This window comes from Boudabousia tangfeifanii, assembly GCF_001856685.1.
GTDB classification, from domain to species: Bacteria; Actinomycetota; Actinomycetes; order Actinomycetales; family Actinomycetaceae; genus Boudabousia; species Boudabousia tangfeifanii.
In genome coordinates this window covers 1,630,860-1,645,850 of record NZ_CP017812.1, presented here as the reverse complement: position 1 = coordinate 1,645,850, position 14,991 = coordinate 1,630,860, and the positions used below count along the sequence as shown (strand labels likewise).

The window sequence follows — 14,991 nt, the reverse complement described above, 5'->3', positions numbered from 1 at the left end:
ACTAACCAAAGGAGTCATCCATGGCCACAGTTGCAGAAATGCTAGTTGAACAGCTAGAAGAAGCAGGAGTTGAGCGAGTTTACGGCATTGTGGGTGACAGCCTAAACCCCATTGTTGATGCGATTCGACGCTCCAAGAAAATTCGTTGGATTCACGTTCGCCACGAAGAAGTGGCTGCATTTGCTGCTGGAGCCGATGCCGAAATCACCGGCAAACTCGCAGTTTGTGCCGGATCTTGCGGCCCAGGTAACCTGCACTTGATTAATGGACTTTACGATTGCCAGCGCAACCGTGTTCCAGTTTTGGCCATCGCCTCCCACATTCCCGCTACCCAGATCGGTACCCAGTTCTTCCAAGAAACCCACCCCGATCGTATTTTCAACGAGTGCTCGGTATTCTCCGAAATGATTTCGGATCCGAACCAGATGCCACGCGTTGCGCGCATTGCCATCGAATCGGCACTCAGTGCCCCTGGTGTATCCGTGCTAACCATCCCGTCGACGGTCACCCAAGAAGAAGCGCCCTCGGGTCAGGCCCTATCAATGGCACATCCTCGCAAACCACGCGTGCTGCCGAACGAAGAAGACCTGAAGGACCTCGCGCAGGCAATTAACGAGGCCGATAAGGTGATGCTCTTCTGTGGCGCGGGTACTCGTGGTGCTCACGACGAAGTTATTGCCTTGGCTGAGAAACTGCATTCCCCAGTGGGGCACTCGCTCCGCGGCAAAGAATGGATCCAATGGGATAACCCATACGACGTGGGCATGTCCGGTTTGCTCGGCTATGGGGCGGCGCAAGAATCCATGGAGGAAGCCGACCTGCTGCTCTTGGTGGGCACCGACTTCCCGTACAACACCTTCCTGCCAGAAAAGGTTCGCACCGCCCAAATCGATATCAACCCGCTCCACTTGGGTCGCCGCACCCGCTGTGATATCTCGGTGCAAGCTGATGTGAAGGAAACCCTCGATGCACTCTTGCCGCTTGTAGAGCAGAAGACCTCCCGTACTTGGCTCGATAAGAAGCTCAAGTCGCAGGCTTATCTGATGGATAAGGTCGTTGGTGCCTACACCGAGGACGGTTCCAAGCTGGTTCCGATCCACCCAGAGTTTGCTGCCGTCAAGCTGGATGAGGCGGCCTCGGATGATGCCGTCTTCACCATCGACACTGGTATGTGTAATGTGTGGGGAGCCCGCTACATTACTCCTAACGGCAAGCGCCGCGTGATTGGCTCCTTCCTACACGGTTCAATGGCAAACGCGCTACCACAAGCAATCGGTGCGGCAGTAGCCGACCCAGGGCGGCAAGTAATTGCCATGTGTGGTGATGGTGGTCTTTCCATGCTGCTGGGCGATTTGCAGACCATTAAGGCACAAAACCTCAACGTGAAGGCCGTGGTCTTCAATAACTCGGCACTGTGCATGGTTAAGCTCGAAATGATTGTTGATGGTCTAGTCGACTTCGGAACCACCAACGACGAAATGAACTTTGCCGCCATTGCTGAGGCAATGGACATTCCAGCAGTGCGCGTCACTGACCCGCAGAAGCTGGAACAAGTTCTGGCGGAAGAACTCAGCAAGCCAGGTCCGGGTCTGATCGACATCGTCACTGACCCGAATGCCCTTTCCATCCCACCAAAGATTGAACTAGGACAAGCCAAGGGCTTTGCTTTCGCCATGTCCAAGCAAATCCTCAACGGTGGCTTCGGGGAAGTCATGTCTATGGCTCGCTCCAACCTCCGCAATATCCCTCGCCGTTTCTGATTAGCTAGACGAGGAGCAAACCTAAAGGTGGTGGGGTAAACCAAATCGGTTTACCCCACCACCTTCATGTTTTCAATAAGCTGGTATTGCCTGCGGCCCTCCTAGAGCAGGCTGTTGATAGCTGCAGCCACTCCCGGAAACACCGGAGTACCGGCCGGAAAATCTTCCGCCTGAGCCATTCCTGTGGTGACACCGATAAAGCCTAGCCCGGCGCCACTGGCGGCCACCTCGTCGATTAAGGCATCGCCAACATAAACGACCTCGGAAAGATCCCAACCTTGCTGGCTGGCATAGTCGGCAATTGGAGCAAATACCCGAGGGTCAGGCTTGTGGAACTCGGTATTATCCGCACCTAATAGCATGGCGAAATCATCAATCGGGAACCCCATGCGGGCCAAATCGGCGGCGGCGACCTCGTTAATCATGGAAGTTAACACCCCCACCTGATAGCCAGCGGCGAGCAACGCTTTCACCCCAGCAACAGCTCCGGGCTGTTCCAACTTCGGATAAAGATCATGGTATTTGCGATAGTTGGCAATCAACTCTGCCTCGGGAGCCGCCTGCTGATAGAGCGCGGAAAGCATTGGGCCAAAAGGCTGACCCCAATGCTGGGCCAACGTTTCTTCGCTCAAGTCCAAACCGTACTCTTCCTTGGCCACGAACTGATGCTGCTGCCATTTGACGGCACGAGTAACTACCAAAGTGTCATCCATATCGAAAAGCACCAGCCGAGGTCGTACCTGCTCACTCATCGCAACTCCCTTCAAAGAAAACTAGGGCCCAACCCGAGCCAAAGGTGGCGGGCTGAACCCTAGTTTATAGTTGCAGCTACTCTTTTTTGAACTGGAAGGCGAGGTAAACGAAAATTACCGCCATCGTCAATGGGATCGCTGCGAAAATATAGGTCCAGTTAACGGCCAGTTCAAATAAGGTCAACAGTGGCACAATCGCGAAGAACAAGAGCACCACCCCGCCCAAAATGGGCCACGGGTTGAGACTACGATCTTCCTGCTCTACTGGTACCTGAGCGGTTTCCATATTCTGGGAAGTCATGATCAGCTCACTTTCTGGCTAGGAGTTGGTTGGCTGTCGACCGATGGGGTCGGCTTCACCGGTTCGGGACGAGGAACCGGTTTCGGCCCTGGGGTTGGCAGCGGCAACTCGGTGGTTTCGCTTGGTCGATTGACCTTGTCCTTAGGCTGTTCTGGGGTGGGACTAGTCATGCTTCCCTCCTTCGGTTGCTTTGGGGTAGGGGCTGTCGAGTCATTACCTGGCAAGAAAGTAATCTTTCCGGCACGAACCGTGATGGTGCTAGTGGGGTAGGTGTCGGCCTCGGCAATATCACCATTGGTGAAGGTTGCTTTCAAGTTCACTCCGCTTAGCTGGTCGTCGTCATTTTGGGTGGCCGTGCCAGTGTAATTGACGAGGACGAGTTGCCCAGGAACCTCATCCCAATCAATATCGCCGGCATTTAATTCTACTTTGTAAGTTACCTTGCGATCCTTGGGCACATAAATTTTTCGTTCCCCAAAAATCGTGGTGTCAGAATCGGTTGGAGCTAACTGTTCCATCGCAGTTTTGGCCAGATCGCGGGTTTCGAAGTTGACTGCCATCCCCGTTAAACCGGCGGTAATCACAAAGATTGGCATGACAATCCAGGCGACAATCCCGAGGACGCCAGCGCGTTGACCGCGAATTCCAATGGTGATGAGAGCAAAGCCAACAATCGCAATCGTGCCGCACAGAGCAATTAAGAGCCACTTATCAGGCTCGGCTTGGTTGCCACTACCGAACCAAATGCAGATCGCGTAGAACAAAGAGAGCACTGCCAGCAATAACATATTGAAGCGGGCCGAGGGTGTTTGCCGGCTCTGCCAAGGGGTTTGCGGAGCTTGAGGTGCTGACTGCCGGTAGGCAAAACCCTCCGACGAATTTGGGTAGGGAGGTTGCTGCGACATGGGGTTCTCCTTCGTCTGGTGAAACTGAGAGGCTGAATCTTGGTCAGTGGCTGAATCGCTTTCGTGGTTAATCGTCGACTCAGTTGTTTGAGGTTTTTCTGCTTGCGGCTCTTCTGCCGTGGAAGGCTCGGCGTCAGAAGAACCGGTGGCAGAATCTGGAATCGAGGGATCTGGGCTTGCTGGCGTCGGCACGTATCCTGGCCGGTACGGATTCGACGTTTCGGAAGTGGTGCCAGCCCCTTCGGGATCGAAGCTCTGGGCTGGGCCTGGTGTGTATGGTGCCTGATAGGGGTATCCACCTGGGCCTTGTGGGCCTTGGTTTGGGTTGCCGCCGGGCCCTTGTGGACCTTGGTTCGGGTATCCGTTTGGTCCCTGTGGGCCTTGGTTCGGATTGCTTGGTCCAGCCTGGAATGGGGGCCAAGGGGACTGGCCTTGATTGGACTTTTGCCACAACCAAAGAACCAGCACAAATAATCCGATCAGGAAGATAACCGGTAGCAAATTCAAGCTGACCAAGCCAGCGAAGAAGAGCACCACTAGAATGCCAATCCCCACTGGGATCCAAGTGTTGGAATCGTGCTTGATCTTAAAGTACAAGTCCTCGGCTGGAATCCGGCCGGTAGCGCCCTCGGGAAGCAAAAGCCAAGCCACCAAATAGACGAGGGCTCCAGCGAAACCAGGAATCAAACTTAAGACAAAAAGTATTCGCAAAAGCGTCAAATCCCAGCCCATGCGGTGGCTAAGACCCGAGCAGACCCCACCAAGCACGCGAGGATAAGCTCGGTAATAGCCGCTAGCGCGGATTGAATCAAAAAACCCTTTCGGGGACTGTGAGTAATAGCCGTTGTTTGTCATGTAACTATTCTCCCGTGGAAGTTGGCCCCAGCGGTATCAGGGACACCCCTGAAAAACCCCTGATTCGCCCCCGTAAAAGCTTCAGGGAATCGAGAAAAAAGCCAAAGCATGGCAGACTGTAAGGGTGAAAAAGCAAACGTATTTACCGCCAGGAAACCCTGGGGCCATGGTTCCTGGGTGGAATCCTCCACGCGGAAAATACGGTCAGATACCTCCAGATTCATGGTCGAGGTCTCCACAAGGTGCCAATACTGGAGCTTGGGTAGGTGCGAACGCTGATAATCGGGTAGAGGCGTCGCGGATTACGGTGGCGGCACCACTCGTGAAGGAGCCACACGTAAAGTCCCCAGCCACGAAAGTCACCAGACAAATCTTTCTAGCCCTAGCTGGGGTGGCCTTAATCAGTGCACTGGCAATTATCGCGAGTACTGTAGTTCCTTCTCCTGCCAGCAAAGGGATAGTACCTTTGGCCAGTATTTTGGTCATTTTTATTGGGATCTGGCTAGCTTGGCAAAACCTAGGAAAAGAAACCATCAACTGGGCCCAGATTGGCACTGGCATTACCCTGGTAGTTGTTGCCTTAATCGTTTGGCTAGCGCCTAACAATCAGCCTGGGGAACTTGCTCAAATCGCTTTCACTCTTTTGGTCATTCTTTTCACCATAGTGCTGATCGGGGCTCCACTATGGAAAACAATCCGCACCCAAATCTCAAAAGTAGAAACCAAAGCCGTGGCCGATCGGCAACGCGCTGATATTGCCGCGCACCTACACGACTCGGTACTTCAAACTCTGGCCCTAATCCAAAGCAATGCAGGTGATGAACAAAAAGTTCGCACGCTTGCTCGCCGAGAAGAACGACAGCTACGTGCCTGGCTCTATGAAGGCAAAGACCGCAGCGAAATGCCCCAAAATCGTCCAAACAATTTTGCTTCTGAGGTCGGTTTGAGGCAGGAAACCGCCCTCGGCCAGCAAGAAAGTAAGGACCCCCGAACCCAAAATATTGGGGAACTTTGTGAACAAGTGGCCGCCCAAATCGAGGACGAATGGAACTGCCGGATTGAAGTAGTCACTACGCAAGACCGGCCAGTGGGAGAGATCGCGCCGGTGGCTACCTCCTTGCTGAAAGAAGCCCTGACAAACGCGGCCAAACACGCCAGCCCACCCTATAGTGTGTATGTCGAAACTACCCCTGAGCTACAAATTTTCGTGCGCGACCATGGGAAAGGCTTCGATCTAACCCAGCTCCAACAGGTACCGGCAGACCGGCACGGGATCCGCGACTCACTCCTGCAGCGCGCCCAAAATCATGGCGGTCAGGTCAAATACAAGCGACTAGCCCAAGGCACCGAAGTGCAAATTTGTCTACCATCGATGGAAACGAGCCAAGAAACTGAGGAAACATCATGACGCCGTCCAAAGCTGAACTACCCAACGAATCGGCCGGCTTGGACCAAAAGCCCGAAGACGTGGTCGGGGCGCAAACCGAGTCTGCCCAGCCGCAGGCAGGCGCAGCAAACCAAACCCTCCGGTTAGTGGTAGTTGATGACCATCCCATGTTCCTCAGCGGCGTTTGCGGGGCTTTAGCCAATTACCCAGAACTAGAAGTCGTGGGGACCGCGGTAGATGTCGACTCGGCCATTAGCACTATCCGCGACTTAAAGCCCGAGGTCGTTCTCCTTGACGTGCACCTGCCAGGTGGCAATGGGGGAGGCGGGATCGAGGTCGCTCGCGCCTGCGCAAACCAAGACTGTCGGATTCTAGCCCTGTCAGTTTCGGATGCGGCCGAGGACGTGGTTGGGGTAATCCGAGCGGGCGCCCGCGGCTATGTCACCAAGAGTATTCCGGCAGACGAACTAGTTGACGCGATAAAACGTGTTTCGCAAGGCGATGCCGCCTTCTCGCCTCGGCTAGCCGGTTTCGTCCTCGATGCTTTTGGTACCGCCAAGGTTGACACTGGGGAAGAAGAACTAGATAGCCTTTCGGCTCGCGAACGGGAAGTCATGCGCTACATTGCCCGCGGTTACACCTACAAAGAAGCGGCCGCCGAACTTTTCATTTCGGTAAAAACCATCGAAACGCACATGTCCAGCGTGCTCAGAAAACTACAATTATCCAACCGCAACGAACTAACGCGCTGGGCAGCCAGACGACACATCGTTTAGCGGTAAAGATAAATCAGCCAGCTCCCAAGGGCGGTTTTGCTGCCAATGGGCTTGTTCCTGAGCTAACCATTCCTGCCAGTGCGGGGCAAAAGTGTCCCCATCGCGGGTTAAAGCACGCTCCTTGCGGATTGTCTCAGGCAATTCCACCCAAAGGGCATAATCTGCTAACGGCCGACTTTGTCGGGTCAAAGCCCCACACCCTTCAACTAGTAGTGGTCGGGTAGGAGAAATCGACACCCAGGTGCCAGGCCGGTTTGCTTCCCAGTCCCAACTAGTGAAACCGGGGTTTTGCGTGGCGAGGACGTCCTCGGCCAGCATGGTAGACGCGGCAGCCAAGCCCTGCCAACCAGGGTAAAAACTATCCAGCGAAACCAACTGCAGGTCAGCCCACTGGGGGAGGGCCAAAGGAAGCTGTTTCGCTAAAAAAGTGGCCAAGGTGGTTTTCCCACTACCAGAAGGACCATCCACTAAAAGGACTGGTCGCGTGCTCTCAAGCTGGGCCAGCTCGGCCAAAAGTTGCTGCCAAGCAGAATCTGACAACACATCAGGCAATTTAGTGGGAGGCATTTTAGCCTCCAAACCAGCGGAAAGTGCCCGCCCAAACAGCAGCTGACAGGGCCAACAGGGAAATCGCCAGACCAACAAAAACTGCCACCCAGTCGCGAGCACGCCATAACGAAGGACGAGCCCAACTACGTTCCCCCGTCCCAAAACCGCGAGCAATCATGGCCGTGGAAAGATCAGCACCACGACGCAAAGCAATCACCAACATGGCAAAAGTCATCTGCCCAAAACGCTTAAAGCGATTACCGTCTGCCAAACCGCGCGCACGACGCGCCAGTTCCATCACTCGCCACTCATTCATTAGCTGCCCAGTCATGCGTACCGCCGCCAAGGACGCCAACACAAAGCGCGTAGGCAGACCGCCATTTTGCGCCATCGCGTCAGCTACCCGAGTGGGATCCGTATGCAAGAACAAAGCCACTGCTGGCAAAGCTAAAGTCACTACACGCAACAAACTAGCCAAAGCCAGCTGAACCGAGTTTTCAGAAATATGAATCAAACCCCAATGCCAATAGGTTTGACCTGCCGGATGGGCATAAAACAAAATCGTCACTGCAGTAAACGGTGCCAGCAAAAACAGGAACCAAGTGCGCTTCAGTAAGTACCAAAGGTTGACGCCTGCAGCCCACAGAACTAGTAGTTCCAATACTAGTGCGACCAATGCGCTGACCCAGTCCACACTGGCCATTAAGGGGGTTGAAAGTAGGGCCAAAGCTAGCAGACGCGCTAAGGGATTAACGCTAGCCAAAAAAGTCTCAGGCTTAGTCAGCGTTGGAGCGCCGTATGGCCCCAAATCAACCGCTGGCAAACTAGGATCGGGTTGGACATAAAAAGTTGCTTCACCTTGCTCAGCCAATTACTTTCACCCCCGATTCATCAACGTGCAGAATCTGTTGTCCGAGGGCGTCCAAGTAGGCCTCATCGTGGGTGACTGAAACCAAGGTAACCCCTTGATTGACCAAGTCTTTGAGTAATGCCACCAACTCTCGCCAAGTTTTCAAATCCTGACCAAAGGTTGGTTCATCAAGAAAAATCACTTGGGGTGAGCTGACCAAAACCGTGGCCACCGACAGGCGACGCTTTTCCCCACCCGAAAGCGTAAAAGGATTGGCTTTCGCTAATTTCAGCAGTCCCAAACGGGCCAAGACCTCATCCGCCTTCGCTTCCGCCTCGGCCTGATTTACGCCCAGGGCGAGGGGACCGACTAACAATTCTTGCCTAACCGTGCTTGTTAGAAACTGGTGCTCGGGAGCCTGGAAAACCGTACCTATGCGCGGCAATAAATGCTTCGATTCCCAATCATGCGGATCAGGTGGCAGCAAACCAGTATCGGCCAACACTTTGTTAAATTTGCGGCGCTTACCCCAAAGGGCTTTTCTGGGCCGAGGATCATTTGGGTGCGGACGACGAAGCGTAGGTGCAGCCAAAACTTGGCCGGAAAGAGCGGGCAAAAGCCCAGCCATAGTTAAAGCCAAAGTAGATTTACCGGCACCATTGACTCCCGTAATACAAGTGGAGATCCCAGCCAAAATATCGCAGTTCAATTTCTCTTGGACGGGATGATCTGCCTGGTAACCAATGGTCAAATCGCGAGCTGAAAGAATTGGGGTGCCGGCGTCAGCCGGCTTCTTCGCAGACCACTTAGGTAGGGGAGTAGGGCGCTGGAAATCCTCAATCCAAACGCCTTGCTCGGAAAGTTCTTGACCTAGATCCGCCAAAATTTCATCTGGTCGGCCACTAGCGCGAACCCCACCGCCACGCTCTAAGACAATGATGCGATCCACTTGCTTTGCCCAGATCGGTACGCGGTGCTCAACCACCACTAAAGTCGCACCGGTCGCTGCTTGGACCGCCAAAATGGCATCGCGCACTTCCAAAATGCCTTCTGGATCAAGGTTCGCAGTGGGTTCGTCCAGTAGCAGCAACTGTGGCCCCATCGCCAAAGACCCCGCCAAAGCCATACGTTGTTTCTGCCCGCCAGACAGAGCGTTGGTCGGTCGATTAAAACCCACTTCTAAGCCGACTGCGGCCAAAGAAGCCTGGACTCGTTGCCAAATTTCTGGTCGGGGCACGCACTGAGATTCAGGGCCGAAGGCCACATCATCGCCGACCTTGCCCACAATCACCTGACTGGCAGGATCTTGGAGCACGAGCCCCACCTGCGTTTGGCCCAATTGGGCCGGCTGGCCATCCAAAAGTAGCTCGCCATGGCTTTCACCCTGATCGGGTTCAAGCACCCCCGCCAAGGCATGAAGCAAAGTTGATTTCCCCGCCCCAGAAGGCCCCAAAAGGAGCACCTTTTCCCCGGGAGAAATCTCCAAAGAAAGATTATCGAGGGCGAAATGGCGTCGCGAAGCGTGCCGCCAACCCCACTGGTTCGCAACTACGCTGGCACCGGTCATCTCGCCCTCGACTCTGGGTAGCCTCAGTCCCGCACTACTTTGGCTACCACGACTAGTTATCTTTTCTTAGGATCATTATCAGTCAACCACGCGCGCATTAGCCCCGGCGGCAAAGCGATCAAGCACGCCAGTAGAAGCCAAAGCGCGAGTTAGTAGCCAAGCTACCAGACCGGCCAAGAAAAGACCGGTGATAATCAAACTCACCAAATAAATTGCGTTGTAGCTAAAGCCCATCATGTAGTTCGGGGTGTCACCTACGAACATTTCCAAGGTCCAAGCACCAATGCCAGCGCCCGCACCGGCCAACATAGCGACCGGCAAATCGAAACGCTTGTAACCAAAGAGAGCGAAAACAATGCCCGCACCAAGACCCTGAGCGATACCGGAGTAAATGGTTGAGATGCCCCACTGGCTACCAATCGCCATGGAAACGGTTGCGGCCAAAACTTCCACAAACAAGGCGGCGCCAGGCTTGCGAATAATCAGGCCACCCAAAACGCCACCGAGTAGCCAAATACCCACGGCCAGACCGCCCAAACCAGGGGTGAGAGAATCAAACATTCCCCACAAGTTACCCCCGACGGAGTTCCAAACAAAGAAAATGAGACCGCAGGCAACGCCTAGAACTGCGGCAGTAACAATGTCGATTACGCGCCATGAGGAGGCAGAGTTAGCCATCATGTGCTCCTTTTGCAAAATGCGAACGAGAATAACTTTTATCCTCGCGAGAGGGGCACGGAAAATTTGAGGAAACCTTCCTGCGCCGGCATTACCCGGATCAGGTCCAAACGGTCGAAAGCGAAAAGCTTTCCTCTCAGCCCGATCCTTCCGGGCTCCCGTGTTCGCCCCTATTTTTACACATTGCGCTGGTCACAGACAAGTACTGAAAATGTGGTCTAGCTAGCGATTTCTTTCAAGTCGCCTTTTTCGTCCGTGTTGCTCCCTGCTCCCTTAAAGGCCACAAGCTAATCTAGAGGCACTATGGATCAGCAGTTTTCAAAGCCTTCACCAGCAGTACTCCCCGGACTAAACCTAGGCGACATGGGCGCCAGTCAAGGGGCTGATTTGTGGGCGCAAATGGCTGCAAACACCGCCGCGCAGATGGTGCCAACCGAGGTCGGAGCCGGCTATGATCCCGCCCTCGGCCCGGCAGGGGAATACCTTGACCCGGCAGAACTAGAAGCTGAACGCAACGCTCAAATCACTAAACTATTGACTGGGCTAAACCCAGAGCAAAGTGCGGCAGTAACTCATGGCGGTTCCGCCCTGCTGGTGGTGGCCGGTGCCGGCTCAGGCAAAACTCGAGTGCTGACTCACCGCATCGCACACTTGATTGCCACCGGTAGAGCGCGCCCCTTTGAAATCCTAGCTATCACCTTCACCAATAAAGCTGCGGCAGAAATGAGTGAACGCACCGTTGCCCTGATTGGCAACCAAGCGAGGGGCATGTGGGTATCCACCTTCCACTCGGCTTGCGTGCGGATTCTGCGCAAGCACGCGGACGCCCTCGGCCTGAAATCAACCTTTACCATTTACGACCAAACCGACGCGCAACGACTAATGACGATGGTCTGTAAAGACCTAAACCTAGACCCGAAACAGTTCCCACCAAAGAACTTTTCCCGACGCGTCAGCGACCTAAAAAATGAACTCGTTGACCCGCATGCCTACGGCGAATCTGCTCCGGCAGATCCCTTCGGGCAGCACCTAGTGACCGTCTATCAGCGCTACCAAGAACGCCTCAAGGAAGCCAACGCGGTCGACTTTGACGACCTGATAATGCTCACGGTACAGCTACTGCAAACCCAGCCAGCCGTGGCAGAAATGTACCACCGACGCTTCCGCCACATCCTCATCGACGAATACCAAGACACCAACCACGCCCAGTACATGCTGGCCGCACTACTCACCGGCGACGGCAGCGACGGGGTGCCACCGGCAGAACTCACCGTGGTGGGTGACTCCGACCAGTCCATTTACGCTTTCCGCGGCGCCACCATCCGCAATATCGAAGAGTTCGAAAAGGACTACCCGAATGCTCGGGTTATCACCCTGAACCAGAACTACCGTTCCACCCAGAACATTCTTTCGGGCGCCAACGCCATCATCAGCCAAAACCAAAACCGTCGAGTCAAGGAACTATGGTCCGACCTCGGTCAAGGCGACAAAATCGTCATCGATGCCGCGCCCTCGGACCGCGAAGAAGCCAACTTCATCATTAAAGAAATTGACGAATTGGCCGGGCAATACCAATACGGTGACTTTGCTGTTTTCTACCGAACAAACGCCCAATCGCGAGCGATTGAAGAAGCGCTAACCCGCAACGGAATTCCTTACCGCGTGGTTGGCGGCACCAAGTTCTACGATCGCGCCGAAATCAAGGACGCTATCGCTTACCTCCAGTTGACCCACAACCCAGATGATGTGGTGGCTTTTAACCGCATCGTCAACACCCCCCGACGGGGGATTGGTGCCAAAGCCATCGCCATGGTCAACGAGTGGGCCAACACCTACCAGCAGAGCACCGGGGCGGCCATGGCTCGTCTAGTCCTGTCGCAAGGCAATGCCAGTGAAGCCGTGCAAGCTGAAATCGACGAACTGTGGCCTCAAATCGGCAAACTTCCGCCGGTTACTGGACTGTCCACTCGCGCCGAAAAATCCCTCGCCGAGTTCGCAGCCATGATCTTCCAATCGCGCCTGAAAATTGCCGAGGGCGTGGCCGTCCTCCTCGATCACCTCCTAGATGTTTCCGGTTACCTTGCTGCCCTACGAGCCTCGACTGATCTCCAAGACGTCTCTAGGATCGAAAACCTGGCAGAACTCCACTCTGTGGCCAGCGAGTTTGAACAATTGCAAAACATGCTGGAAAAAGAACTACCACCAGACGTTGAGCGAGGCGATCACCTAGCAGACTTCCTCGAAAAAGTGGCGCTAGTTTCGGATACTGACCAGCTACCTAACCAAGATGACCAGGGCGAAGTCACCCTGATGACCGTGCACACCGCCAAGGGTCTAGAGTTCCCCGTGGTTTTCGTGACCGGGATGGAAGACGGAACTTTCCCGCATGAGCGAGCCATGTACAGCCAAAGCGAGCTAGAAGAAGAACGCCGCCTAGCCTATGTGGCGATCACTCGCGCACGAAAGCGCTTGTACCTCACCCGCGCTCACATGCGAACCGCTTGGGGCAAGAGTATTGAGAAAGTTGCCTCACGTTTCCTTGATGAATTGCCAGCTGAGATTGTGCTTGAAACCGATCGCACCCTAGTGCCCAGCCACCCCTTCGTCTCCACCGGCTGGGGAGGAAGTTATGGTAGTAGCTACCCTCGTTCCGGACGGGAAAACTATGGGGGAGGAGTAGGCGGTTACCGACACGTGCGCGCTCCTCGCAGTGAGGATGACGATTTTGCCCCTGCGATTGGTTCGGGCCAGGGTCTAAGAAGCACTCTCACAGGTAGTGAACGCCCGGTTAGTCCCACCGCTGCGGCCCGCGTGGCCAAACGCCAGCAACAAAGTGGAGCCTCGGCCGGGGCCAGCGGTGATTGGCCCAACTATCCGGCCGGAACCCGAGTTACACACAGTGCCTACGGTGATGGCACCGTGCGAGAAACCAGCGGACAAGGTGCTTCCTTGGTCTATCACATCGACTTCGACAACGGCACCAGTAAGCGTATTATGGCCAGATTTAAGAAGGTGACGGCAATTTAATGAGTACTAGTACAGAAACGGTAGAAAGCACTACCGCCCAAACTACTCGGGTGCCTGCACCAGAATTTTTCCCTACCCAGTATGCCCCAGTGCTTCGGCTGTCATTTTGGCTGGCGCTGGTAGCTTATGCGGCCAGCTTTGCCTGGCCCACCTGGTGGTGGTTGCGTCCGGCAGCCGCGGGATTAAGCGGCCTCGTCCTCGGCTTCGCGTACACTTGGCGACTTTGCCAACAAGCAGTACAAACTGGTCGTTTTAATCTCTGGCAAGAGTGGAATCTACAGCTGCGAAACACCTATCCAGCATTGCTATTTTTCCTTCTTTGGGTGGTGCCTCTTGCCGCTTTTAGTGGAGCTGGTGCGGGACGACGACCCGAGATTCTGCGCACCTTCTTTTACGCGAACCTGCCCTGGGAACTCACATTTACGGGGGCACAATCCTCGAAAAATAGCGAGGCAATCGCGGCGGTAGGCGGTAACTGGCCATGGCTACAAGCCACTTGGTATCTCAGTGCTTACGCCATTTTTGTATTGCTTTGGCCGTGGGTGATGGCCGCCCTCGGCTGGGTGAGTGCTCCGTTAGAACGTAAACGTCCAAGTAATACCCGGCATTTTGCTTTGAGTAGCGTAGTTGCCCTAATTCTTGGCGTGATGATTATGCTCTCCTTGTGGCTGGCTAAACCGGAACATCAAGTCGATCTGCCTTCGCGTTGGTTTACTTGGGGTGCGGGCTACCCTCTTCTACTTGGAGCTGCCCTTGCTGCCGGACTATTTGCGTTGACTAGGCGAGATGGAGCCACGGAAAATGAGTTCCAAGGTTTTTGGTCGTATGCCATTTTGGTATTGGCGTTAGGTGGGGTGGGCGCCCTCGGATATTTCATTCCTCGGGCCGCCACGCTTAACCTCCAAGTCACTCTGATCATCGTCATGCAGCTGCTTTTGCTGGCGTTGCTAATCGGTTTGTTGACTTTGCCGACAAACTTGCTCTCTGCCCTTGCCCAGATTTTCGTGGGCCGAGGGCGCGGATGGTGGCTCAGCACTTTCTTGGCCATCGCCCCCATCTACTTGGTGCAAGAACACTGGTTTGGGCCAGTCAGCGACGTGCGGGGCGCGGCTATTCGTTTGTTGGTAACGGTGGTAACGGCGCTTGTCGCAGCGGCGCTTTGCTGGTGGCTCATTTTGAAAGACTGGCAACTGCGAGGCGGTTACGACGTAGGCACATGGCTCCATTCCTTGGAAGCAAAGTGGCGCCGTCCGATCGCTGCGGGGATTGCGGCAGCTTTCTGTTTATTTGTTTGGGCGCTAGCTGCTCTGCCGGCGAATATTTTGTCGCCCACGTCCCCCGCACCGCACGCGGTGGTGGTTTTGGATAATCCAAATGAAGGAATAGTCCTACCGAATCGTGGTGAAAAAGTACCAACCGTAACTCCCGAGGACGCGAAAGTGCCGACGGTAGAAGCACCTACAACCATAGAATCGACGCCGGCTAGCCCAGAATCATAAAACGCTTCTTCTGCTCACTAAATAGGTGACTGGACATGCTACTGCCCGAATAAAAACTAGCTTAGAAACTTGCGGGTTTGTGACG

12 protein-coding genes and 1 riboswitch are annotated in these 14,991 nt (G+C 54.6%); of the genes, 5 read left to right on the top strand and 7 right to left on the bottom strand.

The window, feature by feature from the left end:
* The first annotated feature begins 20 nt into the window (after nt 1–20).
* The gene (locus BK816_RS06770; RefSeq protein WP_071164490.1) at nt 21–1,760 is read left to right on the top strand and encodes a pyruvate dehydrogenase; all 1,740 of its coding nucleotides are present in this window, start codon (nt 21–23) and stop codon (nt 1,758–1,760) included.
* Between the two features lie 101 nt (nt 1,761–1,861).
* Here the strand turns inward: BK816_RS06770 and BK816_RS06765 are convergent, their stop codons facing one another.
* The 3 genes from BK816_RS06765 to BK816_RS06755 form a co-directional block, all read right to left on the bottom strand.
* Entirely contained in the window at nt 1,862–2,512 is a 651-nt protein-coding gene (locus tag BK816_RS06765) for an HAD family hydrolase (RefSeq protein ID WP_071164489.1), read from the bottom strand.
* 76 nt (nt 2,513–2,588) lie between these two features.
* The gene (locus tag BK816_RS06760; RefSeq protein WP_071164488.1) at nt 2,589–2,813 is read right to left on the bottom strand and encodes a hypothetical protein; all 225 of its coding nucleotides are present in this window, start codon (nt 2,811–2,813) and stop codon (nt 2,589–2,591) included.
* A 2-nt stretch (nt 2,814–2,815) separates the two neighbouring features.
* Entirely contained in the window at nt 2,816–4,573 is a 1,758-nt protein-coding gene (locus tag BK816_RS06755) for a PspC domain-containing protein (RefSeq protein ID WP_083379132.1), read from the bottom strand.
* A 124-nt stretch (nt 4,574–4,697) separates the two neighbouring features.
* On the opposite strand from BK816_RS06755, the gene BK816_RS06745 reads away from it, so the two are divergent.
* Together BK816_RS06745 and BK816_RS06740 are read left to right on the top strand one after the other, a co-directional pair.
* Nucleotides 4,698–5,981 (top strand): sensor histidine kinase, encoded by a 1,284-nt coding sequence (locus BK816_RS06745; protein ID WP_156982001.1) that lies wholly within the window; start codon nt 4,698–4,700, stop codon nt 5,979–5,981.
* Complete coding sequence (locus tag BK816_RS06740; protein WP_083379131.1) at nt 5,978–6,736, top strand: LuxR C-terminal-related transcriptional regulator; 759 nt, start codon at nt 5,978–5,980, stop codon at nt 6,734–6,736. The genes BK816_RS06745 and BK816_RS06740 overlap by 4 nt, the downstream gene beginning before the upstream one ends.
* Here the strand turns inward: BK816_RS06740 and BK816_RS06735 are convergent.
* From BK816_RS06735 to BK816_RS06720, 4 genes are all read right to left on the bottom strand, one after another.
* Nucleotides 6,701–7,303, bottom strand: coding sequence for a nucleoside/nucleotide kinase family protein (locus tag BK816_RS06735; protein ID WP_083379130.1), 603 nt, complete (start codon nt 7,301–7,303; stop codon nt 6,701–6,703). The genes BK816_RS06740 and BK816_RS06735 overlap by 36 nt on opposite strands.
* Nucleotide 7,304: 1 nt before the next feature.
* Nucleotides 7,305–8,156 (bottom strand): energy-coupling factor transporter transmembrane component T family protein, encoded by an 852-nt coding sequence (locus BK816_RS06730; protein ID WP_204377186.1) that lies wholly within the window; start codon nt 8,154–8,156, stop codon nt 7,305–7,307.
* On the bottom strand, nt 8,149–9,702 hold the full coding sequence (locus BK816_RS06725; protein WP_071164484.1) for an ABC transporter ATP-binding protein: 1,554 nt from the start codon (nt 9,700–9,702) through the stop codon (nt 8,149–8,151). Before BK816_RS06725 ends, BK816_RS06730 begins: the two co-directional genes overlap by 8 nt.
* Nucleotides 9,703–9,780: 78 nt before the next feature.
* Entirely contained in the window at nt 9,781–10,380 is a 600-nt protein-coding gene (locus tag BK816_RS06720) for an ECF transporter S component (protein WP_204377213.1), read from the bottom strand.
* Nucleotides 10,381–10,439: 59 nt separating this feature from the next.
* A riboswitch (TPP riboswitch) is annotated at nt 10,440–10,552 on the bottom strand.
* A 131-nt stretch (nt 10,553–10,683) separates the two neighbouring features.
* Here BK816_RS06720 and BK816_RS06715 point away from each other — a divergent pair.
* Complete coding sequence (locus BK816_RS06715) at nt 10,684–13,407, top strand: ATP-dependent helicase (RefSeq protein ID WP_236842312.1); 2,724 nt, start codon at nt 10,684–10,686, stop codon at nt 13,405–13,407.
* The gene (locus tag BK816_RS06710) at nt 13,407–14,906 is read left to right on the top strand and encodes a hypothetical protein (protein WP_071164482.1); all 1,500 of its coding nucleotides are present in this window, start codon (nt 13,407–13,409) and stop codon (nt 14,904–14,906) included. Before BK816_RS06715 ends, BK816_RS06710 begins: the two co-directional genes overlap by 1 nt.
* Nucleotides 14,907–14,991: the final 85 nt, after the last annotated feature.

Bases quoted from the DNA above. Each gene is read 5' to 3' on its own strand.
- BK816_RS06715 (WP_236842312.1), top strand. From the start codon at position 10,684: ATGGATCAGCAGTTTTCAAAGCCTTCACCAGCAGTACTCCCCGGACTA.
- BK816_RS06740 (WP_083379131.1), top strand. From the start codon at position 5,978: ATGACGCCGTCCAAAGCTGAACTACCCAACGAATCGGCCGGCTTGGAC.
- BK816_RS06765 (WP_071164489.1), bottom strand. From the start codon at position 2,512: ATGAGTGAGCAGGTACGACCTCGGCTGGTGCTTTTCGATATGGATGAC.
- BK816_RS06735 (WP_083379130.1), bottom strand. From the start codon at position 7,303: ATGCCTCCCACTAAATTGCCTGATGTGTTGTCAGATTCTGCTTGGCAG.
- BK816_RS06725 (WP_071164484.1), bottom strand. From the start codon at position 9,702: ATGACCGGTGCCAGCGTAGTTGCGAACCAGTGGGGTTGGCGGCACGCT.
- BK816_RS06770 (WP_071164490.1), top strand. From the start codon at position 21: ATGGCCACAGTTGCAGAAATGCTAGTTGAACAGCTAGAAGAAGCAGGA.
- BK816_RS06720 (WP_204377213.1), bottom strand. From the start codon at position 10,380: ATGGCTAACTCTGCCTCCTCATGGCGCGTAATCGACATTGTTACTGCC.
- BK816_RS06710 (WP_071164482.1), top strand. From the start codon at position 13,407: ATGAGTACTAGTACAGAAACGGTAGAAAGCACTACCGCCCAAACTACT.
- BK816_RS06755 (WP_083379132.1), bottom strand. From the start codon at position 4,573: ATGACAAACAACGGCTATTACTCACAGTCCCCGAAAGGGTTTTTTGAT.
- BK816_RS06760 (WP_071164488.1), bottom strand. From the start codon at position 2,813: ATGACTTCCCAGAATATGGAAACCGCTCAGGTACCAGTAGAGCAGGAA.